The following is a 24,433-nucleotide window of genomic DNA, read 5'->3' as shown; positions in this document are numbered from 1 at the left end:
GGATTCCAGTATCTTCTAACCCTTTGTCACGTTATTTATTCCCTTCAGATTAATTTCATCTGTGTCACCCTGATTGCAGGCGCGATTTCGAATTCAAACTGTCCACTTCTCCTCTACACTCAATGAACCGACCCACCCGACGTGTTTCGCTGCTTCAAGTTGCCCTCTGTAGTGGTGTCATTGCGGCTACCGCTGCTGGAACCGTGTTTAACGCCGATCGCTCCGTCAAAGCGGCTCTTCAAGACAGTCCTAAATCCGTGCTTGATGAAGCGTGGCAAATTGTCAATCGCGAATACGTAGATGGCAGTTTCAATAAAAACGATTGGAATGCTGTCCGGCAAACGCTCCTGAGCCGGAACTATAGTTCTCGTCAGCAGGCATACACAGCACTCCGAGATGCTCTGAAAAAACTCGACGATCCCTATACGCGATTTATGGATCCTAAACAGTTTGAGGCGTTGAGCAGTCAAACTTCTGGAGAGCTTTCTGGGGTCGGGATTCGCCTTGAGCAAAACGAAAAAACGAAAGTTCTAACGGTGGTTGAGCCACTGGAAAATTCTCCGGCAATTCGAGCGGGGATCAAGACGGGCGATCGTATTCTGGCAATTAACGGCAAAACCACGAAAGGCATGACGGTTGAAGATGCCTCGAATCTGATTCGGGGAGAAGTCGGAACCAAGGTAACGCTGCAAATTCAGCGCGATGGTGCATCAGCATTTAATATGCCGCTGACCCGCGCTCGGATTGAATTGCAAGCAGTCCGCGCCAGCGTAAAGCAGGAAGGCAAGAACAAAGTCGGTTATATCCGTCTAGGAGAGTTCAGCAGCCACGCAGCGGAGCAGATGGAACGGGCGATTAAGAACTTGAGTGCTCAAAAAGTCGATGCGTTTGTGCTGGATTTGCGCGGCAATCCGGGGGGGCTGCTGCAAGCGAGCATCGATATTAGCCGGATGTGGCTAGACAAGGGCGCAATCGTCAAAACCGTGAATCGGCAAGGTGTGGGTGATACCGCCTATGCCAACGGTAGACAATTATCTAAGCTACCTTTGGTAGTGTTAGTGGATGGTCGCTCGGCAAGTTCGAGTGAGATTCTCACCGGAGCGCTGAAAGATAACAAGCGCGCGACGATTGTTGGCAGTCAGACCTTCGGTAAGGCACTGGTGCAGTCGGTACATTCGCTGTCTGATGGATCAGGCGTTGCCGTGACGATCGCGCACTACTACACGCCGAAGGGAACTGATATCAGTCAGAAAGGAGTCACCCCAGATATCAAGGTAGATCTGTCGGATGCCCAGCAGAAGTTCTTGGCGACCAATCCGAAGTTGATTGGAACAACCCAAGATCCGCAGTATGCAAGAGCATTAAACCTTCTAGAGCGGACGGCATTCGCGAAACCGGGAGGACAGCAAACCTCACAGCAACCCGCTCCAGCAGGTCGGGAATAGTTCGTGTTGTTGGTTAAATGAAAAAACCGATCGCTTTCTGAGCGATCGGTTTTTTCATTTATACAGGGCGTTCAAGTTCAATAGTCAGTTCAAATCAGCTTATCCTAACTGCGATCGTACCCATTGCCGAAAGGCTTTTAGAGTTTGCCTGCGTCCTTGAGTTTGGCTCTGTTCTAGAAAGTGGGTGAGGTTTTCAGCGATCGCGAAATCGGGGAAGTGAGGACTAACCTGTGCGTCCTGATATTTCCCGTTTTGCAACACGCTAATTCGGAGTTGACCGTCCTCAAATCGCCAAAGTTCTGCTACTCCTAATGCTTGATAAGCCTCCAATCCAGTTTTAGATGTAACATCGACTTCAATTGCTAAGTCTGGAGGAGGATCAACGGTGAGATTCAATCTGCGCTTACCAACCATCACTGCATGATTTTCAATGTAGAAACACTGATCAGGCTCAATGCCTTTTGCCAGATCTTGCCGCTTAAAGGTAGTTGATCCAAAACACTCGTTATCTACGTCAAGTTCTTCGAGCAGAATCTTGACCATATCACCGATGAGTTCCTTATCAACTTCGTGTTCTGGTAAAGGCATCCGAATTTCTAGCACTCCATCACTGTAAGCAATTCGACAGGCACGTTTATCCCCAAGCTCGTCGAGGATCGCTTCAAATTCTTGCCAGTTGACTTCTTGAAGTTGAACCCGTTGACCTGGCTGAACGACCAGTTGACGAAGCTGAAGTGTGACCATGACGATATGCCGCAGAGGAATAGCTTTAGTATATCGGTCTGCCTATCTTTTCTTGTTGCTTAGGTGTTGCGCTAGTCGTCGGATTCAAAATTAGAATCCAGGAAGTTCAGCGCATGGTTTCGCAATTGGTAATACTCTGGTGAATTGCGAAGTTTGGCACGATCGCGCGGGTGTGCAAACGGAACTTCTAAAATTTCGCCGATCGTCGCTTCAGGCCCATTGGTCATCAATACAATCCGATCGCTCATGTAAATCGCTTCATCAACATCATGGGTAATCATGATCACAGCTTGCCGGTGTTGCTCCCAAATTTCTAACACCTGACGCTGAAGTTTGCCGCGTGTTAGGGCATCGAGCGCTCCGAATGGCTCATCCATCAGCAGCATTTTCGGACGAGTCGCCAAGGCTCTGGCAATTCCGACTCGTTGCTTCATCCCGCCGGAAATCTCATCCGGATACTTGTCGGCAGCAGCGGTGAGATTCACCATGGCTAGATGCTCACTCACAATTTGCTTTTTCTCAACGGGAGACGCATCTTTTAGCACTTCATCGATCGCCAACCGAATGTTCTGGCTCACGGTTAACCACGGCAGCAGCGAATACTGTTGAAACACCATCATGCGCTCTGCTCCCGGCTTGCGGATCTCTTTGCCTTCGAGCAATACAGAACCCGAAGTCGATCGCTCTAGTCCCGCAACAATCTTTAGCAACGTGGATTTACCGCAGCCAGAATGACCAATGATCGAAATGTACTCGCGCTCCCCAATCGTTAAATTAATGTCTTTGAGAATCACCGTTTCACGGTCGCCCGTTTTATAAGACTTGTAAAGGTGATTGATTGCGAGAAACGGTGCCTCTGACTGGGTAGGAGCAACGTTTTGAACATCATTAATCATGTTGAACTGAACCATGAGAACCTCTTCTAAGAAAGATAAATGTTTGTCGATCGACTCACACGAATGTCAAAGCTGTTGAGATACCCGACTGGATCGCTCGGATCAAAGGCTTTCTTGTCGATGAACGCTTCAGCAGGTTCGATTTTGTAATCTTCAGCCGGACAAGCAATGCCTAACTCAGCCGCAACTTCTCGATAGATATCAGTGCGCCAAGCCTGTTCTGCAAGTTTGTCCGCGTCTTTGGGAATCTCTTTGATTTGTCCCCAGCGAGCGGCTTGCGTCATGAACCATAGACTGCGCGATCGCCACATGAACGTAGAATGCTCGTTCGCAACTTGCGGAACCTCTTTCGGCATCTTGAAAAACATCGTGGTTGCATCTGATTTAACAATGCGTTGCTTGCCGTCAAAGCCACCATAGTTGTATTCACCCACGATCGCGGGCTTAGTAAACTTCGGTTTCGCTCCGGTGTACGATCGAGCCGAAATAATCTGAGCTACTTCTTCTCGATTTTCATCACAGTAGCGACAAGCTTCGATCATCGCTTTGAGCAAGGCGCGGTAGGTTTTAGGATTCTGATCGATAAACGATTGCATCACCCCGAGTAAGCGATCGGGGTGTCCATTCCAAATCTCACGACCTTGAGCAAACGTGAATCCGATGCCTTCATTTCCAGTAATGGCGCGGGTGTTCCACGGTTCTGCAACCATGTATGCTTCCATTGCTCCAATTCGCACATTCGTCACCATCTGCGGCGGTGGAACAATGATGATGCGAAACTCTTTGAGCGGATCAACTCCGGCTGCTGCTGCAACATAGCGAACGAAGTATTCATAGATGGCAGAACTCAGCACGACTGCCCAAACTCGACGTTCTGAGGGTAAGTCTTCAAAGTAGCGGCGAAAATCTCGTCCGAAGGCTTCTAAATTCCCGTTGTACTCGAACCACGGGCGCAAGCCTGCCTCCCACATAGCGCGATTCATCGTCATCGCATTGCCGTGATGGTGAATCGTCATGCCTGCACACATCGGAGCGTGACGCGCCCCTTCTGCACCCGTTCTGGCATTCGTGACCGCCCCTGCAACGACCGGGGCGGCATCTAATCTGCCAAAGATTACGCCATCTCGCGAGGTTGCCCAGCTTGCTTCACGGCTCAAGCGGACATTCAAGCCATACTTGCGAAAAAAGCCTTTCTCCCAAGCGATCGCAAACGGCGCACAGTCGTTTACTGGAACATAGCCGATCGTTAGGTTTGGTTTCTCAAGTTCACTCGATTTAATGACCGGAGTGATCGACATTGCCGCTTCAGAGAGTTCTTGCGGCGCACGATTCGCATTAATTGCACAAGAGGGTAAGGTAGCTGCGATCGCCGATGCGCCTACTCCTGCAAGAAATTCGCGGCGCGTCCATTGATTCGTCATAATTTTTCCCCTACGAAGCGCGGCGGCGATGTGTAACCCAAGCTTCAATTTGGGCTAAGGCGAGGTCTAACAATAGTCCAGTTAGTCCAATCACTAGCACGGCTAAGAACACTGAACTCAGGTTCAATCGGCTCCATTCATCCCACACAAAGAAACCGATCCCGACTCCGCCTGTGAGCATTTCCACGGCAACAATGACAAGCCAAGCAACGCCTAAGCTAATTCGTAAGCCTGTAAAAATATACGGCAAGCTTGCAGGCAAAACAATCTTGAGTATGCGTCTCCAGCGCGGCATTTCCAACACTCGCGCTACGTCTAAATAGTCTTTAGGAACACTGGCAACTCCCAATGCAGTGTTAATGATCGTTGCCCATAGCGAGGTAATGAAAATTACAAAGATGGCAGAGGGATCAGCCAAGTTAAAAATCGCCAGCGCGATCGGGAGCCAAGCCAGTGGCGATACGGGTTTGAGAATCTGGATTACCGGATTGAGCGCCATCATCGCTTTTTCGGACATTCCAATCAAAAAGCCGATCGGAATGGCAACGATCGCACCCAAACCAAACCCAATCAATACTCGTCTCAAGCTTGCGAGTAACAGCCAACCAATTCCTAGATCGCCAGGGCCTCGACGATAAAACGGATTAAGAATGTAGTCTAAATTTGCTACCAGCGCTTCGGGCGGCGTGGGCATCAGTTCGTGTTTGCTTAGTGCAATGATCCACCACACACCAATCACACCCAGGAAACCGAGCGCCGGATAGAGAATGCGATCGCTCGATAGGATTGGTTTTGTCCGGCGTACCGTAGCCTGAGCTACAGCAGTAAACACTGCCGCTAAATTCAATTGCAGAATCATATGATTTGGTTCTCCAGAGCCAAACTCTCAACGTGCCTACGGAGTTAGCTGACGGGCGAGGACTGAGAGATTGTCCCCTGTTGGCTCGCTTAGAACTTCTAAGTTCACAACAGTAAGCCCCGATTAAACTGGTTCCTCCGCTTCGGAGCAATTGTCCGAATTAGGCGATGCAGACTCGAATCCTAGAACTTTAACATCTCAACACAGATTTGCACCATCCTTCTTTTGAGATAGTGACTAAATCGTAAGCAAAGAAATATTACCCAGGTGGGTACTGTAAAAGCCAGGTTGCTCTTCCACAATTTGAATAGAAAGTCTCAAACAGAGCTAAGAGCCTCTCATATTATTCAATTTGGAGTTTCGCATCATGGAAGTTTCGACCTTTGAATTGCTCGTCAAACGAATTGCTCCCAGAGTAGCATTGCCGCCAGCAGCACAACCCGTTGCTCGTCGCATTGTGCAAGGTTACTTTCTGACGCTTTCTAACTTGGAAACGATCGACTTGAGATATCGCTTAGAGTTCCGCATTAGCTTACCGGATAATCCAGCTCAGGCAGATGCTGTGACTCGCATTCTGGAAGGGAATACCTTCTTGATCTTCGACATTGCTGGATCAAACAATACGCTCTCGTTGACCCGCGTTGGCACAACAGGACGATATATCAGTCAGGAATTTGTGATTCCAGCGCAGAAGACAGCTTCGATCGAGCTGCTTCCTGATGTTGTTCGGTTCGCGTCGCAAGACGATCCAGCCTTGGAAATTCGGGGCTTTGTTTCGCTCTTCTTACCCCGAATCTTTACAGGCACAACGCTTCCAGAACGATTGATCGGTAGACCTCAGAGTCCGCGTCCGGTCAAGGTGTTGCTAAATGCTGAAATTCGCGGTACGTTCTTGCCGAATGATTTCCCCACGAATCCTGCTAGCACTGACTTTGATCAGATCAATTACTCGCTGGCGTTGGCGAGTGGTAAAGCGCTAAATGAGATTGAGTCTGAACCACCGAGAATCTTGGTTCCAGGTAGTTCAGTCGGTCTAGAACTGACACCGGGCGCGGTCAGAATGTCTTCTGCATCCGACAGCGCAGCAGCAGATTTGGGAGCAATGATTGCAGGATTGATGGTCAGCAGCAACGGCAATGGTGCAAATCTAGAGTCGCTGAACCGATCGCTTGCAGAGTTAGACCTTCCTGTCACCATGCGAGGAATGTAATCAAGCATTGGCGTTATCTTCGGGTTTGGTCGTTTGTCCCAAGTGGTTGGCGGTTAGAGATTGCCGTCAACCCTTTCTCTAGAGGTGTAGGATGAGTATTTTTCAATTCAGACCGCTTTGCCATAGTTGGGTAGCATTGCATCCTCATCCCAGAGGTGTCGTTCAGTTTATTGGGGGTGCTTTCTTTGGGTCGTTCCCGACGATCGCCTATCGATATTTGCTGCAACAGATTTTTGAAGCGGGATATACCGTTATTGCTTTACCGTTTCGGTTTAGTTTTCGCCATTGGTCACTCGCGATCGAGCTTTTAGAGGAGCAAAATACGCTGAGACAAGAACTAACAGCGATCGCAAAGCGTCTTAACTATGATTACGAGCTTTACCAGGATAAAACGAATTACTATTGGATCGGACATAGTTTAGGCTGTAAGTACATTGCACTGCTAGAGCTTTTAAGCAGTGAACAATGGCGGCAAGTGTTGTGTTCTTGTGTCGAAGCAAAGCAGATTGAGCAAGTTGAACGAGCGATCGCTCACCTTTCAATAGATTCGGTTTCAATTAAAGGGCAACCCTCATTGCTATTAGCTCCCGACATTTCTGATACTGAAAGTGCAGTTCCGATTCGATTTCTAGCACAGCTGTTAGATAAGTTTAAGCTGGGTGCGTTGCCTACTCGCGTTCAAACTCAGTGCTTGGTCGAGCAGAGTGAGCTATTTAATCTAACGGGGTTAATTTCGTTCGATCGCGATACCATTGCGGGAAGTTTTGCCAACGCACAAAAGCAGCACTTGAGTGAAAATGATGTGCTTTGGTATTTATCCCAACTCAAACAGCGCCACTATCGAGTGCTGTATCGAGAACTTTCAGGTAAACATTTAGAACCTGTTGGAGTTCAAATCGGTGAATGGGTGGTGGATCTTAATCCATTGGATAAGCTTGCGGAACCGATCGCAGGACGCACTCTAGAAAGCGTTGTACTTGAATTTCTCGATCGTCTGCGTCAGAGAGAACAGGGGTTGGAATCTTCCAGTTCCCAGTCTCTCTACGATCGCGCCTCTTACATCCGCTCTAGCACCTGAATTCCCAACAGCGATAGTCCAAGCTTCAATGTTCTGGCTGTCAAGTCACACAGTACCAATCGAGAAGTTCGCGCGGGTTCTTCCGCTTGCAGCACAGGAACGCCTTGATCGCGATCGTAAAACACATTGAATTTCTGACTGAGTTGGAACAGATAGTCACAAAGTCGATTTGGAAATAGTTCTTGCTCTACTTCGGATAGAACAGTGCTGAACTGAAGTAACTGTTTTGCCAAAGTGAGTTCGGTTTCATGTTCTAGCACCATTTGAACATCAGAACCTAGCTGATTGAAGTCAATTCCGCCTTTGCGACTAATCCCTTGAATCCGAGCATAAGCATAAAGCATATAAGGCGCAGTATTGCCTTGAAGCGCAAGCATCTTGTCGTAACTGAAGATATAGTTACTAGTACGGTTTTGGCTCAGATCAGCATACTTCACTGCGCTGATCCCTACTGTTTTTGCAGCATGATTGATAAAGTCTTCGGATTCGTGGCGCTCTTCGGTTGCGAGTCGAGTTTCTAGATCAGTGCGCGATCGTTCCACTGCTTCATCGAGCAAATCCCGCAGTCGAACGGTATCGCCCGATCGTGTCTTCAGCTTCTTCCCATCTTCACCCTGCACCAATCCAAATGGCACATGCACGACTTCAACACTACCCGGAATCCAATCTGCGCGGCGGGCAACCTGAAACACTTGAGCAAAATGATTCGCCTGACCTGCATCAGTGACATAGATTAAGCGATCGGCATGATCCTGCTGCACCCGATAGCGAATCGCAGCTAAATCAGTAGTTGCATAGTTATAGCCACCATCTGACTTCTGAATAATCAAAGGTAATGGATTGCCTTCCCGGTTCGTAAAGCCCTCAAGAAACACGCATTTTGCGCCTTGATCTTCAACCAGTAAGCCTTCCTTCTCCAAGTCTTCGACCACTTGCAGTAATAGTGGATTGTAGAACGACTCTCCTCGCTCTGTAAGTTGAATATCCAGCAAATCATAGATGACCTGAAACTCACGACGCGACTGATCACACAACAATCGCCAAGCTCTCAAAGTATCTTCTGCACCCGACTGCAATCGCACTACTTCTTGCCGCGATTTTTCCTGAAACTCTGGGTCTTCGTCAAACCGTTGCTTCGCTTTCTTATAAAACGCAACTAAATCGCCCAAATCTAAGGCATCGGCTGTCGTCAGGGCTTCGGGTGCAACTTCCCGAAGATAAGTGATCAACATCCCGAACTGTGTTCCCCAATCTCCCACGTGATTGAGACGCAACACATCATGCCCTTGGAATTCTAGAATGCGAGCGATCGAATCCCCAATAATCGTCGATCGCAAATGCCCAACGTGCATTTCTTTCGCAATGTTCGGACTCGAAAAATCCACAACCACTTTCTTTGGATCTTTCACCACCGCAATGCCTAAGCGCGAATCCCCTGCCATTGCACTTAATTGCGCCTGAAGATAAGCAGGCTTCAGCTTCAAATTGATAAATCCAGGGCCTGCAATTTCCGGCGTTTCGCAAAGGTCATCGATCTGCAAATTTTGAACAATTTCTTGCGCGATCGCTCTTGGCTGTTTCCCCAAACGTTTCGCCAGCGACATTGCCACATTCGCCTGATAATCCCCAAACTTCGCATTACTGGTCGGCACCAGCATCGGATCAGTTCCCGCCAGTTCTGCGCCAAATGCCAACACCAAAGCAGCTTCGAGACGATTTTTTAATTCAGAGAATGTAGCAATCATAATTTCTCAACCTGACAACAGCGCAAGTTCCTTCTAGGATAGCGACCCAACTTATTAATGATTCAGCACGAAGATCGTTTATGCAAGAGGTTCTTAAAAAAGCTGTTGAGCCGTCAGGACTAATTCTGGAAAAGTGGAAGAAACAATACGATCGTCCCCTCGAAAAACACCCGTTTCTTCATACCGATTCCCGTGAAGCCCTAATACCGTCACAGTCTGAGCGTCTGGATCAACAATCCAATATTCAGGAATTCCTCGGTCTTGATACTGCGATCGCTTTGCCACGTAATCCCGGTCTCGCTGCAATTCGCCTGGACTGACAACTTCAATTACCAATACAGGCGGAGCCATCGACAATCGAATTGTATTGCGTCGAAGTAACTGCTGAATGTGTTCTTCGCGAATAATGGTCAAATCTGGATATCGATTACGCGGTTCGCCTCTCACTTCGAGTTCTAATCCATGCGGTCTGACTCGCAGATGACCGACGATCGACAAAAACTGCCCAAACAAAAATGCTGCAATTCCAACATTCAATCCCGACTCTGGCGGCACTTCGATTAGCTCTCCGTTAAATAATTCGTACAGTGCATCTGTCCCATCGTCGTAGGTCAGATACTCTTCAAAACTGTGAAATCGAACTTTCGCTTGAGTCATCGCTTGAATTTCATACTTAAATCTAACCAAGTCGATCGTGTCACCGGAGCGCTACTGGAAATGAAATCCACTCCGGTTTCTGCGATCGCTCTCAACGTCTCTAAGGTCACATTCCCCGATGCCTCAATCTTAATCCGCTCATTTGCCGATCGAATCATCCCGACCGCCTGACGCATCATTTCTAACGGCATATTGTCCAGCATGATGATGTCGGCTCCGTGTTCGAGCGCTTCCTGCACCATGTCTAGAGTCTCGGTTTCGACTTCGATCGTCAACGGATACGGAATCTGAGCGCGAACTTGGGCGATCGCATTTTCGATTCCTCCCGCCGCAACAATATGATTGTCTTTAATCATCACCGCATCATCCAATCCCATCCGGTGATTGGTTGCACCCCCCACCTGCGTTGCATACTTTTCAAGCAATCGCAATCCGGGTGTTGTTTTGCGCGTATCGGCTAACTGCGTGGGTAAATCCTCAATCTTCTCAACATACTGCCGCGTCATCGTTGCAATTCCACTGAGGCGCATCGCTAAATTCAGCGCAACTCTTTCGCCCGTTAACAGTGCATCGTAAGCACCTTGAATTTCAGCGATCGTCTGCCCTTTCTCTACCGCTTCCCCTTCTTCAACCAATCGCGTAAACACAGTAGACGGATTCAACAGATAAAACACTCTTGCCGCGATCGGCAATCCTGCAACTACGCCTGCCTCTTTTGCAATCCAAACCGCTTGCCGAGTTCCAGGCGAAATCAACGCTTGAGTCGTGCGATCGCCGCGCCCCATATCTTCGAGAAGCCAATCTTGAAGGACGCGATCGAGAATTAAAAATGGTGGAAGTACAGAAGCCTTATTCACAATGTTCTAACCTAATTTGCTCCCCGTAAACACCCTGCATCATATGGGTTTTTCAAACTCCGCGCACCAAAACGATCAACGGCTCGGTGCCCGATGCGAACGATCCAAGGTTGGGCATCGGGAATCCGTTCAAATAAGCGATCGGTTGCAGTTAAGATTTCGTCTGCAACCTCAAACGCTCCAGTTTCAATGTCGCTGCCTTTGGCTCACGCTTTGCGTGTCCGCTACAATTTTGCCATGATTGCCTTCCTCGACTTGAGGACGCACCTGAGATTCATAAATCTCGTCGCCACGTCGAGCAAATTCCTCTTCGCTGTAGCGGGGTTGCCGGACTGTCATCGCTCTGACCTCGTTTGAAGCTTACTGAGAGTTCAATTCTAATTCGTTCGTCCGATGCAATAGTTAGGCTTCAGCCCGTCCTAACTAATGGCATTAGGTGCATCATGTAATCCCGCTTTCCAATTGGCACACCAGCCATACGAAGAATGTCGTAAGCTGTGACCATATGAAAGTAAAAGTTTGGAATTAGAAATTCATTTACATAGGCGCTACCAGATAGCTCGATGTAGAGGTTCTGACCCAAATCAATGCGCGTCATCTCAGCTAGCTTGGTATCTTCAACGTTAATGCTCAAAAGGAGTTCATTCGTGTTGGCTAGGTGTTCGTATGCCTGCGCGAGAGATGTAACATCTGGATCTAAATTATTCGCAGGTTTACCATCGCACCAGAGAGCAAAGTTGCGTGGTTGATTACAGGTGAAAGCAATTTGTGTACCGAAGGGAAACATATCAGCCGCAATACGCTTTTGAAGGAACGACTCGTCCTCACAAAAATGAGTCTGAGCTGACTTTAATAGATGCTCAAGAGTTGCTAAGCGGCTTTGAAAGAGGCTTTGGATTAAATCTATATTCTGACTTTGCACGTTGTGATTCCTTGAGACTTAGTTTATGAATCCTAGATGTGCTTTGGAATAGATTGCATTCTATCTACTGATTTATCTTATTAGCCATTCGATCGCACCCCCACCCAACAATTTTTTGCCCATCTCCCGGTAAGTATGAAATAATAGATCTTCGTGTCTTCATTTGCATAAAAACTATGGCAAAGAATAAAGGCGTAAGGCTAATCATTACGCTGGAATGTACTGAGTGCCGCACCAATCCGGCAAAACGCTCTCCCGGTGTCTCTCGTTACACCACCTCGAAAAACCGCCGTAACACCACAGCGCGTCTAGAACTGAAGAAGTTTTGCACTCACTGTAATCGGCACACCCCCCACAAAGAAATTAAATAATCTTTGTCAGCAAAAGCTGGTAAGTTTTTGCCCGTAGTTTTGAAAACTACCGCCCATTGACCCTTTACCAATCACACCGTCATGACTTACTTCCGCCGTCGAGTTTCCCCGATCAAGCCTGGTGATCCGATCGATTACAAAGATGTCGATCTGCTCCGCAAATTTATCACTGAGCGCGGTAAAATCTTGCCCCGCCGAATTACCGGACTCACCGCAAAGCAGCAGCGCGATCTCACCGTTGCAATTAAACGCGCCCGTGTCATTGCTTTACTACCGTTTGTTAATCAAGAAGGCTAAACCCTTCAAACCGTTATGGGGGTGCTAATGTGTAGGGTGTGAGCCGCCGAATCCCAGCCACCCCTATTTAATTCATTCATCACCCCCGCAAAGTTCAATGGAGAAGGGAACCTTAATCGAATTTCGCGCCAACGGAGAACGCCGCCTCGCTGTTGCCGATCGTCCAGAAGGTAAAAAACACTGGATTGCGATCGACGATCGTTCTCAAAACCACACCCTTCATCCGCGCCAAATTACTTACGAAGTCGCAAATCAAACCTTTAAGCCTTCCGACATTCCAAATTTTCTCAAAGAAGTCCAGCCCTTCCTTGATCCTTCCAGCCTAGAAGTCGCCTGGGAAATCCTGAGTGAAGGCAGCGACAGCACCAATCCAAAAGAGTTAGCAATGCTGCTGTTTTCGGAGCAAAGTCCGGCAATGTGTTACGCCGCTTACTACTTGCTGTCCGAAGATAAGCTTTACTTTAAGCAGAAAGGCGATCGCTACGAACCCAGATCCGCAACACAGGTTGCAGAACTCAAACATCAAATCGAGATGGAAGCTCAACGCCAGCGCGATTGGCAGAGTTTCTTAGAACGCATTCAACTCGTCCTAGCCGGAACGCCTACCGAGTGGCAGTCCACTGATCGACCCCGACTTGATGCTTTGGAGCGATTTGCTACTGTGGAAGAAGCACCGAATCGATCCAGCGCGATCGAGGTACTTGCCGCCCTGAAACGTCCTGAAACGTCTTCAGCCGCCTTCCAGCTTCTCGTTGATCTTGGAATCTGGAGTCCACACGAGAACATGTTCCTGCGGCGTGCTCAGGTTCCGATTCAATTCTCTAATAAGGTTCTGGAAGTGACGCACCATCGTTTGGAATTCCCACCTGCTGATCTCGATGTCAATCGCCTTGATCTGACGCACTTGAAGGTTTACACGATCGACGATGAAAGCACCCGCGAAATTGATGATGGCTTGAGCTTAGAAGTTCTCCCCGACGGGCGCGAGAAAATTTGGATTCACATCGCTGATCCGACTCGTTGGGTGGCTCCCGGTGACGAACTTGATCTCGATGCCCGCAAACGCATTACGACCATCTATCTGCCAACGGGCATGATTCCGATGTTTCCGTCTGAGTTGGCAACAGGTCCCATGAGCTTGAATCCAGGCAAAACTTGCTGTGCCTTAAGCTTTGGAGTGACACTGACCAAAGAAGGCGCGGTGGAAGATTACAGCATTCACGCGAGTTCAATTCGATCAACCTATCGCCTCACCTACGATGATGTCGATGAGATGCTGCATCTTGGAATTCAAGGTGAACCAGAAATCGAAGCCTTAGCAAAATGGGCAAAACGACGCACTGCATGGCGACAGTCCCAAGGTGCAATTAGCATTCATATGCCGGAGTCTTCAATCAAAGTAAAAAGCGATGGCGAAGTGACGATCGAAGTTCTCGACGACGCTCTCTCCCGTCAACTCGTCGCTGAAATGATGATTTTGGCAGGAGAAGTTGCCGCTCGTTACGCTCAAACGCACAATTTGCCGCTTCCCTTTCGCGGTCAACCTCAGCCGGAATTACCCTCGGATGAAGAACTGCTGCAACTTCCGGCGGGTCCTGTGCGATCGTGCGCCATCCGTCGCTGTATGCCCCGCAGCGAATTGACCATTACGCCTGCTCGTCATGCAAGTCTCGGACTCGACACCTACACCCAAGTCACCTCCCCGATTCGTCGCTACAGCGATTTAGTTGCCCACTTCCAAATCAAGGCGCATTTACGCGGTGATGTTCTGCCTTTCTCAGTCGAGGAAGTGAAAGAACTGATGATTAATATTGGTCTAGCCGTTCAAGAAGCGGTCTTTGTCGAGCGTCAAACCAATCGCTACTGGAGCCTGGAATATTTGCGACGGCACTCTAATGAAGTGTGGGATGCTTTGATGCTGCGCTGGTTGCGGGAGCATGAAGGATTAGGTCTGGTGCTGCTCGAAGAATTGGGTCTGGAGCTGCCGATGGTTTTCGCGCGATCGGCACGTCCCGGCGATCAATTGCGCCTCAAAGTTAGTCTCGTCGATCCGCGCCGTGATGAAATCCGCTTCCAAGAAGTCACCCAACAAGAAGCACAGCAAGCGGTCGGATAGCCAAAAAATAACCCGTCATTCTTAATCGACGGGTATCATTCTATTAACTATTACTAACTATTACTCTGCAACATCTTTCAGCGTGTCCTTTAGCACAGTCCGAGCTGCTAAATGATTTCGAGTTGAAGTCAGAATTTCAGATTCTCGTTCTAGCCGAGCCTGAGTGTCTTGCAGTTCTAAAAGCGATTGCTGCTCGTCCGGCACATTATGCAAATTGCTTGCAATCCAGTACGAAAGCTCAGTCGGCAAGCTCGGAATTTCTTCTGGTAGCTCGATATCTTGACCGGACAGCTTCTCCGAAAGCCGCACCACGTCATGAAGAAGCTGATTCACTTCCTTCGCTAAAGGTCTCAAATCCTGAGTTGGTGGACGATCTTCAATCCACTCAACCAAACCCACGCGGTAAGGCTTCTCACGAGTGTATTCCAACACTCTAAAGCGCTGCTGTCCAAGCGTCAAAACCTTCATTCGATCGTCCGGCAATCGCTGAAACTGCACGATTTCTGCACAGCACCCAACAGGCGCAGGTTGCCCTTTGGCTTGATCCCACATCAACACGCCAAACCGTCGATCGCTCTCCAGAATCGTGTTCATCATCATTCGGTAGCGAAACTCGAAGATGTGCAACGGTAAGGGACGACCTGGAAATAAAACGAGGTCAGGCAACGGGAATAGGGGAAGTTCGCGGACCGCGATCGATGAAGTCATTACTCTGCAAACGGTGAGGTGCTTTTCTCTACTGTAACGGATCACTGTTAAGAGATGTAAGCAATTCAAAAAATAAAGGATGTGATTTTCTCACATCCTTCTCAATTACAGCTTCACTTCGATATCCACACCCGCCGGAAGATCGAGCTTCATAAGAGCATCGATCGTCTTAGAAGAAGGCTGATAGATATCAATCAAGCGATGGTGCGTCCGAGTTTCAAAATGCTCACGCGAGTCCTTATCAACGTGCGGAGAGCGCAGAACGCAATAGATTTTACGACGAGTCGGAAGCGGAATCGGACCAATTGCGGTCGCATTCGTGCGGTTTGCAGTATCGACGATCTTTTCACAAGATGTATCGAGTAAACGTCGATCGAACGCTTTGAGGCGAATGCGAATTTTTTGCTGTTGAATCGTTGCCATATTAAGTTCCCAAGTTGTCAGTGGTTCAGAGGGATGCGCTCTGTGCGCCAGTCAACTATTGTAGCGCTAAAACCGTTGCACACTCGATCTTCTGAAGAAATCATGTGAACTAACTATCGCTGGCCTTTCGTAGAGGAGCCGTAATGTCTGAGATGATGCTTAATTCAGAACAACTCAAAACCGTTTTGCAAAGTGCGGTGCCTTTGGTTTACGCTTTGCGTGTCCATCGAATCATCTCACGAAAATCGCCAAGAAATCTCTGATCTTCCAGCCGAGAGCATCGAAGACATTGCGATGGAAAGAGCGACAAGGAGGACGAAGCGACTGAGCAAAGCTCTTTTCATCAATCATTGCTGTCTTCTGGCTTAATTAAACACATCAAAAAACTTCACTACCGCCAAATTGATCCGCAGCAACTTATCCAAGTTCAGGGTCAGCCACTTTCTGAAACCATTATTGAGGAACGGCGCTAATGGCAGTCCAATGCTTAAGCTAAAAGTAGTTCCCGGTCTTCATCTCTAACACTGTTCGCTTTTTCATTTCGAGTCATCATCTTCGGAAAAGTTGACAGGGCTAAGTTATGCAAATAAAGCCTCCAGCAGGGCAATCCACTGGAGGCTTCACTTCAATTAGTTAAGTGCTTACTTGAGGATCTTCGAGACCACACCTGCACCAACGGTACGACCGCCTTCACGGATTGCAAAGCGCATTCCTTGTTCGATTGCGATCGGGTTGATTAGTTCCACAGTCATCTTGATCCGGTCTCCAGGCATCACCATTTCAGCTTCGCCGCCTTCGTCGGTTGTGAAGTTGCTGATGGTTCCAGTTACGTCAGTTGTCCGAACGTAGAACTGAGGACGATAGCCAGGGAAGAACGGAGTGTGACGACCGCCTTCTTCTTTCTTCAGAATGTATACTTCAGACTCGAATTGAGTGTGAGGCTTGATCGAACCGGGCTTCGCCAGCACCATGCCACGCTCAATATCAGCCTTTTGAATACCCCGAAGCAAGATACCTGCGTTGTCGCCTGCCATCCCTTCTTCAAGGCTCTTCTTGAACATTTCGATTCCGGTCACAGTACTCTTGCGAGTGTCGCGGATACCAACGAGTTCAACTTCGTCTTGCACTTTGACTTTACCGCGCTCGATCCGACCCGTTGCCACCGTACCCCGACCTGTGATCGAGAATACGTCTTCAACTGCCATCAAGAACGGCTTGTCAACATCGCGCTCAGGAGTTGGGATGTATTCGTCAACCGAATCCATCAGCGCGTAAATGCAGTCAACCCACTCGTTTTCACCCTTCTTGGTCTTGGGGTTAGCAGTCATTGCTTCAACCGCCTGGAGTGCCGAACCTGCGGTGATCGGAATTTCGTCACCGGGGAATTCATACGAATCCAACAGTTCGCGAACTTCGAGTTCAACGAGTTCCAGCAGTTCTTCGTCGTCCACCATGTCTTTCTTGTTCAAGAAGACTACCAGACGAGGAACGCCCACCTGACGAGCCAAGAGGATGTGTTCACGAGTTTGGGGCATCGGGCCATCAGCCGCAGATACAACCAAGATCGCGCCGTCCATCTGAGCCGCACCCGTGATCATGTTTTTCACATAGTCGGCGTGTCCGGGACAGTCAACGTGAGCATAGTGACGGGTTTCAGTTTCGTACTCCACGTGAGCGGTGTTGATTGTGATCCCCCGTGCTTTTTCTTCCGGGGCTGCATCAATGTCTTCGTACTTTCGGGCTGCCGCTTGACCCAGAGCTGAAAGGGTCATCGTGATAGCAGCCGTGAGTGTGGTTTTGCCGTGGTCAACGTGACCGATCGTGCCGATGTTGACGTGGGGTTTAGTCCGTTCAAACTTTGCGCGTGCCATGAATTACAATTCCTCTCCTGATTAAGCGTTCCCTTTGTTTTTCGCAATGATGGTTTCAGCGACGTTCTTAGGTACTTCTTCGTAATGGCTAAATTCCATTGTAAAAGTACCGCGTCCCTGAGTCATCGATCGGATATCCGTAGCATATCCAAACATTTCTGCCAGTGGAACCTTGGTTGTGACCTTGGCAATTCCCCGCTCGACTCCTTGAGCTTCAATCTGCCCACGCTTCGAGATCAGGTTGCCCATGACGCTACCCAGAAAGTCTTCTGGCACTTCAACTTCAACCTTCATCATCGGCTCTAAGAGTACCGGGCTGGCTTTTAATACGCCATCCTTGATCGCCATCGATCCGGCAATCTTAAATGCCATTTCAGAAGAGTCTACATCGTGGTAGGAACCATCGACGAGTGTTGCTTTCACGTCGATGAGCGGGTAACCTGCCAAGATGCCGCTTTCGCAGGCTTCCTTCATGCCCTGTTCAGCAGGTCCAACATATTCTTTAGGAACGGTTCCGCCCACAATCTTCGAGACGAACTCGAATCCGCTACCTGTTTCGCCTGGTTCAAGCTGGATGACAACGTGACCATACTGACCTTTACCACCGCTCTGACGGACAAATTTGCCTTCAGCTTTGACGGCTTTACGAATGGTCTCCCGGTAAGCTACTTGAGGCGCACCGACGTTTGCTTCGACTTTGAACTCGCGGAGCATTCGATCGACCAAGATTTCCAAGTGCAATTCACCCATTCCGGCGATTACAGTTTGGTTAGTTTCTTGATCAATGCTGACACGGAAAGTCGGGTCTTCTTCAGACAATGCCTTGAGCGCTTTCGAGAGTTTCTCCATATCGCCCTTGGTCTTCGGTTCTACTGCAACCGAGATTACAGGCTCAGGAATAAACAGCGATTCAAGAACGATGTTGTCGCCTTCAGGGCAAAGCGTATCGCCTGTCAGAGTATCAGACAGTCCGGGAATTGCTCCCAAGTCGCCCGCTCTGAGTTCGTCTACATCAATTCGATCGTCCGCTTTCAAGACAATCAACCGAGAAACGCGCTCTTTCTTGCCCTTGGACGAGTTATAGATGTAGCTACCTTTCGACAGTACACCAGAGTAAACGCGAACAAAAGTTAAGCGACCGACGAATTTATCCGTCATCACTTTGAAAGCGAGTGCAGCCAGAGGTGCATCATCTTTCGGAGGACGAGCGGCAACGCTGCCATCCGGCAGCGTTCCCTGAATCGGCGGAATGTCGATCGGTGACGGAAGGTAATCCAGCACCGCATCAAGCATTTGCTGAACGCCCTTGTTTTTGAAGGCAGAACCGCAAAGCATCGGCACAAAGAATTCTCCGTCAATTCCCTCGATCGTCCCTTTCCGAATTGCGGCTTTGATTTCTTCTTCGGTGAGTTCTTCACCTGCGAAATACTTCTCAAGCAGCGCTTCATCAGTTTCTGCAACCGATTCGATCAAGTTCGTGCGAAATTCCTCGGCTTTCTCTTTGAGATCTTCGGGAATCTCAGTGACTTCAATTTCGCGACCTAAATCATCCTTGTGGATGTAGGCTTTCATCCGCACAAGGTCAATGATGCCTTTGAACTGATCTTCAGCACCGATCGGGATTTGGATGGGAACCGCTTTTGCTTGCAGACGATCGCGAATCTGATCATAGACTTTGAAGAAGTCCGCACCAGTTCTGTCCATCTTGTTCACGAACACCATGCGGGGAACCTTGTAACGGTTCGCTTGCTTCCACACGGTTTCCGATTGCGGTTGAACGCCACCCACCGAGCAGAATACAGCGATTACACCGTCAAGCACTCGCATTGAGCGTTCAACTTCGATTGTGAAGTCTACGTGCCCAGGCGTGTCAATGATGTTGATCTTATGTTCAAGTTCGCCTTCACCAGGCTGGTTCGGCTTATCAGCATCACGACGAGTCCATTGAGTCGTAATTGCAGCAGCGGTGATCGTAATGCCCCGCTCCCGCTCTTGCTCCATCCAGTCCGTTGTGGCTGTCCCCTCATGCACTTCGCCAATCTTATGGACGATGCCGGAGTAAAATAGAATCCGTTCAGTTGTTGTTGTCTTGCCCGCATCAATATGCGCGGCGATCCCGATGTTTCTGACTCTTTCGAGCGGGACGGTACGAGCCACAGCTACCTCCTTAGCATCTGTGCATGGTTTAAATCACACTACTGCGTCTATTAAGATTTTATACTTTTTAATAGCGATAGTGTGCGAATGCTTTATTAGCTTCTGCCATCCGGTGGGTTTCTTCCCGCTTCCGAATCGCGCTTCCCGTTTCGTTGGCGGCATCCATTAGTTCGCTTGCCAGTTTGGCTGACATCGATTTGCCTGCACGCGCTCGCGAGAACTGGATTAACCATCTCAACGCTAGGGCAATTCCACGATCGCTTCGCACTTCCATCGGTACTTGGTACGTTGCACCACCCACCCGACGCGCTTTCACTTCAACCAAAGGAGTCGCATTCTTGACTGCCCGCTCAAACGTCTCTAGCGGATCAGCACCAGTGCGCTCTCGAATCGTTTCAAACGCATCATAAACAATGCGGGTAGCTAGAGATTTTTTGCCGCTCGCCATAATCCGCCGCACCATCATGGTGACTAGGCGAGAATTATGCACGGAGTCGGGGGGAATGGGACGCTTTTTGATTACGACGCGACGAGACATAATGAGCCTTTAAGAGAAAAGAACAGTAAATGGATTGAGTCAGCAAACCGGGGGCGCGATCGTGGAGTTCAAAAGAGTGTCGTGAGAAGATTCTCTAAAATAGCTTCGATCGCTAACAAACGAACCTCATGGACTCAAGAAATCTGAGCTACGAGGTTCATTTAGCAAATTTATTCTAGCGGCAGATCGCTTACTTTGCTGCTGCCTTCGGACGTTTCGCACCGTACTTGGAGCGACCTTGCTTGCGGTCTTTCACGCCAGCCGTATCGAGGGTTCCGCGAATAATGTGGTAACGAACACCGGGCAGGTCTTTGACCCGACCGCCACGAATCATCACAACCGAGTGTTCTTGAAGATTGTGACCGATACCGGGGATATATGCTGTCACTTCAAAGCCTGAAGTGAGGCGCACCCGCGCAACTTTACGCAGCGCAGAGTTCGGTTTTTTCGGTGTGGTGGTATAGACCCGTGTGCAAACTCCACGACGCTGAGGGCAACTCTTCAGAGCCGGGGATTTGGTTTTCTTTCGAGCTTTGCTGCGCTCACTACGGATGAGTTGCTGGATGGTGGGCATTTTTTAATGTATTGGAGAATGCAGTTTTTCGACTGCTCCGACTTTCAACGATCACTAAACATACCAATAGATCGATTCGGCTGTCAAACAATTGCAGCGCGATCGATCCTTTAGCACGAAAGCTTTCCTATTCTAGCTCTCATCAATCGAGAATGAGACACCACAATCGCAACTTTTTTTAGCGTTAGGATTGTGGAAGCGGAAACTACCGCCCATGAGGTCTTCTGAGAAGTCGATCGTTAAATTCTGAAGATATTGAGTGCTGTGCAGATCGATCACGATTTGAATACCATTGCAGTGATGAACGCGATCGCTGGAATCGAGTTGGTTTTCAAATCTCGTTAGATAAGAGAGTCCTGCACAGCCGCCTGGTTGTATTTGCAGGCGGAAAAAGGCGGAAGGATCAGGATGATGCCTTTGCAAGCGTTGAATCTCTGCGATCGCAGAAGGACTTAATTCGATCATATGAAAAGGCGAAGCGGAACTTTAAATTCATCGTACCGCGATCGTTCAACCCAAAAATAAGATGAGGCGATTCTAGGGAATTGCCTCATCTCAAAGTTAAGTTTAGTCTTTAGTTTGCGCGTGAATAGTCATCTTGGAACCGCACGATGTCATCTTCTCCAAGATACTCACCGTTTTGAACTTCAATCAACACCAGGGGGATGACTCCAGGATTCTCTAGACGATGAGTTGTACACTGAGGTACGTAAGTAGACTGATTGCTGCTGAGGGTGATTTGCTGCTCACCACACTCCACTTTTGCAGTTCCAGAAACGACAATCCAATGCTCGCTGCGGTGGTGGTGCATTTGTAAACTTAGGCGATGTCCGGGCTTAACTTCGATCCGCTTAATTTTGTAGCCGCGACCTTCTTCCAGGATCGTAAACGATCCCCAGGGACGGAGTTCTGTTGCAGCAGTCTTTGCAGCCGTTGGAGACAGCACAAGGGCTGGAGTTTGAGTCTTTTCTTGAGCCTGAGCCACCGTTTCTCTCCTCATAAATACTAGAGTTTCGCGAACTAGATGCGCGGACTCGCGCAAAATCGATTCCCAACCAAAAAGGCTAACAAACTAAATCGGGAGGCGCTTGTATAGAGTGGACAATTTGAGAAGATTTTACGAAGTCTTGATTTGAATCACAAAATCCATGAAGAAGTTGAGCGTTAAGGTTGGAGAAAAACTCCAATTCCGTTGTGAACGCGAGCAGACGATCGAGCGGGTCGATCAAGAATTTGCCCTCCCAAATATAAAGTTGTTGAGCTTCCACCATCCAGATTTAGAGCGTTAATCGCTCCAAGTTGCTGCATAATTTCTGCCATATCGCTTAAGGTTGCACCGAGGCCTGAAATATTATTTTGAGCGGTCACAATCAGAATTCTACCCTCGGCAGTTTGTCCGATCGCACTCCGGGCAGCTCTTTCTTGGATAAACGCTGGGCTGAACTGCTCTAATCGAGCATCAAGAACGCTTTGCCCATTGCGGAGCAGAAGTGGCCCGCCTCCAATCAGGTTGGGCAACGCAGCGAGATCAGTAGGGTTAAAGACGCTTTCGAGTTGAACAGAAGTTGCGGGGATAAAAGCGGCAGCAGCCGTTCGATTTGAGCGAAAAACCAACAGGTATCCGCCGACTGGGATTGGAATGACTGTTCCAACAGTTGCGGCGTTTTGTTGAATACCAATTTGATTATTTTGGACGGGAATAAGAATCTCATTCTCGGTCAGCGTCGCATAGGTGCTTCCCCAGTCACTGGTATATCTCGCAATTCCCGCTTGAATAAATGCAGAATTTAAAGTCGTCAAAGGAAAGCGCTGTCCAGAACCAAAAATAAGGGTTTCCCGAAGCACTAGGCGATCGAATTTCCAGTTGCCAGCTTCATCCCAACCCACTACACCCCGGCCTAGAATTGCTCCTGAAGCAAACTGATTATTCAGCTTGATTGCTCCTAGAGGAAGCTGATTGATGCGATTAAAGTAACCGCCATTGATTGCAGCGGTTGCTGAAGATTGTTGGGCAGTTTGAAAGAGCGGCAAAGTTCCAACTAAGGTTGTTGAATTAGGAAGAATCGGGCGAATGCTAAGTCCGGGTTGGCGGGGATTAAGTTCAAACCAAACGATCGGAAATTGTCCTGATCGCACTGTTAAATTTTTCTGTCGCCACAGTAGCCCATTTGCCCACAAAACGTCTTTGTTGCTAAGGAAGTTTGAGCCGACATCAATCACAATCCGATTCGGACTGGATGCAGTCGTAATTTGAGGGCGCAGCCCGATCGGAATTCCAATTCTGATAATGGTACGGTTTCCGGCAGATTCAACTTTTAGCGATCGGATTCGGCTAGCTGGATTCGGCTTAAATTTTTGCAGTCGAGGCTGATCCGCCTGAGCTTCTAAGGTTAAAACAAGTTCATTTTGCTGTGGATCAGCTTGCCAAGCAGCAGGACGATCGAGCGTGAGGCTAATCCGATCGCCATTGGTTGAAAACGGTGCTTGCTCAATTCCGATTAGATTCGCGATCGCGGTTGAGACCTGTAATGTGTTACCGCTGATCTGAGTCTGCCAACCGTTTTTCTGGGCGAATTCAGTAATATCAAGATACCGAACTGGTGGAGCTAATCGAGTGGAAAAGACGGCCTGAGAAAACCATTGAATCGGCTGACGATTGGCATCCGCTGTACTGAGTAGCTCCGCCCCAAATCGTTGGGTAACAACTACATCACTTAAGCCGATTCGGGTTATTCCGTCTAATTGCCATTGGCTCCAGTTTCCATTAAAGGCTTGCCCATTTAGAACAATTTGAGTTCCTTGAGCAAGTAGGGGTGGGGTACGAGAGGAAGTTAGCGGGCTAAAATTAAGGGGTACCGTTTTACGAGGCAATGCTTGTTTCGTTGAGCTGAAATCGAGTGCTGCAGGCGCATCTGCTAGGGCGGGAAGTGTAATTGTGTCTGCCAGAGACATCGCAAGCGCTGCAAGAAAATAGAAGCTAGACCTAACAATAGTCATCTGACACAATTCCACTGGGGCAAAGATAAAAGAATGCGATCGCCGCAGGTCATTTTACTGTACTGACCTCAATTGCGATTCGGGTTTGTAGAACAATACGAGAAGTATCAAGAAATCCTAACTTCTTTTCGATGTCTCGATATTATCAAGACCTGTTGCGGAACGGTTCAAATTAAGTATCGCTAGACAATTAGCCTGGTGTTCAGATTGTGAGCGAAGATTGGGCGGAATGCCGCTACCGAATCTCCGCAGTTTTACAGGCATTGTCAGAGTGCAAAATTTTCTATACTATTCTTATCCCAGGCTTTGTAAAAATTCAGCTAAGCTAGATATCCCTAATTACACACTGAGACTTGCGCATTGAGTACATCAGTATCAAATAAGGGAATCTAAAACCCTGCTGAGCACAGAATGAGCGAAACGGCAAATCGTTTTCTAGATTTGAATTTCGCCATAGAGTTAGCGGTTTTGTCTTTGGGCATTTCTTACGATTATGGAACCGTTTAACGAGCAAAGTTTTCTTGATTGTTGAAGATCGCTATTTCTT

23 protein-coding genes, 1 pseudogene and 1 riboswitch are annotated in these 24,433 nt (G+C 48.5%); of the genes and pseudogenes, 6 read left to right on the top strand and 18 right to left on the bottom strand.

Going from position 1 to position 24,433, the window contains the following annotated elements:
• The first annotated feature begins 122 nt into the window (after positions 1–122).
• Positions 123–1,445: a carboxyl-terminal processing protease CtpB gene (gene ctpB / locus NC981_RS20905; RefSeq protein WP_190377355.1), complete on the top strand. Its 1,323-nt coding sequence runs from the start codon at positions 123–125 to the stop codon at positions 1,443–1,445.
• Positions 1,446–1,544: 99 nt separating this feature from the next.
• On the opposite strand, the gene NC981_RS20900 is transcribed toward ctpB, so the two are convergent.
• From NC981_RS20900 to ntrB, 4 genes are all read right to left on the bottom strand, one after another.
• Positions 1,545–2,189 (bottom strand): Uma2 family endonuclease, encoded by a 645-nt coding sequence (locus NC981_RS20900; RefSeq protein WP_348244682.1) that lies wholly within the window; start codon positions 2,187–2,189, stop codon positions 1,545–1,547.
• Positions 2,190–2,260: 71 nt separating this feature from the next.
• A complete protein-coding gene (locus NC981_RS20895) occupies positions 2,261–3,085 on the bottom strand; it encodes a nitrate ABC transporter ATP-binding protein (protein ID WP_199298574.1) in 825 nt (274 codons plus the stop codon).
• A gap of 26 nt (positions 3,086–3,111) precedes the next feature.
• Positions 3,112–4,506, bottom strand: coding sequence for a CmpA/NrtA family ABC transporter substrate-binding protein (locus NC981_RS20890; RefSeq protein ID WP_348244681.1), 1,395 nt, complete (start codon positions 4,504–4,506; stop codon positions 3,112–3,114).
• Between the two features lie 10 nt (positions 4,507–4,516).
• Complete coding sequence (gene ntrB / locus NC981_RS20885; RefSeq protein ID WP_348244680.1) at positions 4,517–5,365, bottom strand: nitrate ABC transporter permease; 849 nt, start codon at positions 5,363–5,365, stop codon at positions 4,517–4,519.
• A gap of 19 nt (positions 5,366–5,384) precedes the next feature.
• Positions 5,385–5,542: riboswitch (cyclic di-AMP (ydaO/yuaA leader) on the bottom strand.
• Between the two features lie 190 nt (positions 5,543–5,732).
• On the opposite strand from ntrB, the gene NC981_RS20880 reads away from it, so the two are divergent.
• Positions 5,733–6,575, top strand: a complete 843-nt coding sequence (locus NC981_RS20880) for a hypothetical protein (protein WP_348244679.1) — start codon at positions 5,733–5,735, stop codon at positions 6,573–6,575.
• Positions 6,576–6,666: 91 nt separating this feature from the next.
• The gene (locus NC981_RS20875; protein ID WP_348244678.1) at positions 6,667–7,653 is read left to right on the top strand and encodes a DUF1350 family protein; all 987 of its coding nucleotides are present in this window, start codon (positions 6,667–6,669) and stop codon (positions 7,651–7,653) included.
• Here the strand turns inward: NC981_RS20875 and argS are convergent.
• From argS to NC981_RS20850, 5 genes and pseudogenes are all read right to left on the bottom strand, one after another.
• Complete coding sequence (gene argS / locus NC981_RS20870; protein WP_348244677.1) at positions 7,632–9,398, bottom strand: arginine--tRNA ligase; 1,767 nt, start codon at positions 9,396–9,398, stop codon at positions 7,632–7,634. The genes NC981_RS20875 and argS overlap by 22 nt on opposite strands.
• Before the next feature lie 93 nt (positions 9,399–9,491).
• Positions 9,492–10,055 (bottom strand): Uma2 family endonuclease, encoded by a 564-nt coding sequence (locus NC981_RS20865; RefSeq protein WP_348244676.1) that lies wholly within the window; start codon positions 10,053–10,055, stop codon positions 9,492–9,494.
• On the bottom strand, positions 10,052–10,915 hold the full coding sequence (nadC, locus tag NC981_RS20860) for a carboxylating nicotinate-nucleotide diphosphorylase (RefSeq protein ID WP_348244775.1): 864 nt from the start codon (positions 10,913–10,915) through the stop codon (positions 10,052–10,054). The genes NC981_RS20865 and nadC overlap by 4 nt, the downstream gene beginning before the upstream one ends.
• 8 nt (positions 10,916–10,923) lie before the next feature.
• A pseudogene (locus tag NC981_RS20855) lies at positions 10,924–11,251 on the bottom strand (hypothetical protein).
• 70 nt (positions 11,252–11,321) lie between these two features.
• The gene (locus tag NC981_RS20850; protein ID WP_348244675.1) at positions 11,322–11,834 is read right to left on the bottom strand and encodes a DUF1993 domain-containing protein; all 513 of its coding nucleotides are present in this window, start codon (positions 11,832–11,834) and stop codon (positions 11,322–11,324) included.
• A 176-nt stretch (positions 11,835–12,010) separates the two neighbouring features.
• On the opposite strand from NC981_RS20850, the gene rpmG reads away from it, so the two are divergent.
• The 3 genes from rpmG to NC981_RS20835 all read left to right on the top strand — a co-directional run bounded on the left by rpmG (position 12,011) and on the right by NC981_RS20835 (position 14,618).
• The gene (rpmG, locus tag NC981_RS20845) at positions 12,011–12,205 is read left to right on the top strand and encodes a 50S ribosomal protein L33 (protein ID WP_190377365.1); all 195 of its coding nucleotides are present in this window, start codon (positions 12,011–12,013) and stop codon (positions 12,203–12,205) included.
• A gap of 81 nt (positions 12,206–12,286) precedes the next feature.
• Positions 12,287–12,502 (top strand): 30S ribosomal protein S18, encoded by a 216-nt coding sequence (rpsR, locus tag NC981_RS20840; protein ID WP_059000004.1) that lies wholly within the window; start codon positions 12,287–12,289, stop codon positions 12,500–12,502.
• A 97-nt stretch (positions 12,503–12,599) separates the two neighbouring features.
• A complete protein-coding gene (locus tag NC981_RS20835) occupies positions 12,600–14,618 on the top strand; it encodes a ribonuclease R family protein (protein ID WP_348244674.1) in 2,019 nt (672 codons plus the stop codon).
• Positions 14,619–14,678: 60 nt separating this feature from the next.
• Here NC981_RS20835 and NC981_RS20830 read toward each other — a convergent pair whose 3' ends face one another.
• From NC981_RS20830 to NC981_RS20790, 9 genes are all read right to left on the bottom strand, one after another.
• Positions 14,679–15,326: an LON peptidase substrate-binding domain-containing protein gene (locus NC981_RS20830; RefSeq protein WP_190377367.1), complete on the bottom strand. Its 648-nt coding sequence runs from the start codon at positions 15,324–15,326 to the stop codon at positions 14,679–14,681.
• Positions 15,327–15,431: 105 nt separating this feature from the next.
• Positions 15,432–15,749, bottom strand: a complete 318-nt coding sequence (gene rpsJ, locus NC981_RS20825; RefSeq protein WP_190377368.1) for a 30S ribosomal protein S10 — start codon at positions 15,747–15,749, stop codon at positions 15,432–15,434.
• A gap of 641 nt (positions 15,750–16,390) precedes the next feature.
• Positions 16,391–17,620, bottom strand: coding sequence for an elongation factor Tu (gene tuf / locus NC981_RS20820; RefSeq protein WP_348244673.1), 1,230 nt, complete (start codon positions 17,618–17,620; stop codon positions 16,391–16,393).
• 21 nt (positions 17,621–17,641) lie between these two features.
• A complete protein-coding gene (fusA, locus tag NC981_RS20815; protein WP_190377370.1) occupies positions 17,642–19,777 on the bottom strand; it encodes an elongation factor G in 2,136 nt (711 codons plus the stop codon).
• A gap of 67 nt (positions 19,778–19,844) precedes the next feature.
• The gene (gene rpsG, locus NC981_RS20810) at positions 19,845–20,315 is read right to left on the bottom strand and encodes a 30S ribosomal protein S7 (RefSeq protein WP_190377371.1); all 471 of its coding nucleotides are present in this window, start codon (positions 20,313–20,315) and stop codon (positions 19,845–19,847) included.
• 190 nt (positions 20,316–20,505) lie between these two features.
• Entirely contained in the window at positions 20,506–20,889 is a 384-nt protein-coding gene (gene rpsL / locus NC981_RS20805; RefSeq protein ID WP_190377372.1) for a 30S ribosomal protein S12, read from the bottom strand.
• 132 nt (positions 20,890–21,021) lie between these two features.
• Positions 21,022–21,354, bottom strand: coding sequence for an iron-sulfur cluster assembly accessory protein (locus NC981_RS20800; RefSeq protein ID WP_348244672.1), 333 nt, complete (start codon positions 21,352–21,354; stop codon positions 21,022–21,024).
• Between the two features lie 109 nt (positions 21,355–21,463).
• Positions 21,464–21,874, bottom strand: coding sequence for a cupin domain-containing protein (locus tag NC981_RS20795; RefSeq protein WP_190377374.1), 411 nt, complete (start codon positions 21,872–21,874; stop codon positions 21,464–21,466).
• 179 nt (positions 21,875–22,053) lie between these two features.
• Positions 22,054–23,886, bottom strand: coding sequence for a phosphodiester glycosidase family protein (locus NC981_RS20790; RefSeq protein ID WP_348244671.1), 1,833 nt, complete (start codon positions 23,884–23,886; stop codon positions 22,054–22,056).
• Positions 23,887–24,433 lie beyond the last annotated feature (547 nt).

This window comes from Leptolyngbya sp. DQ-M1, from assembly GCF_039962505.1.
Lineage (GTDB): Bacteria > Cyanobacteriota > Cyanobacteriia > Leptolyngbyales > Leptolyngbyaceae > Leptolyngbya.
Note: the sequence above shows the minus strand (reverse complement) of the source record. Positions and strands in the feature narration are given on the sequence as shown.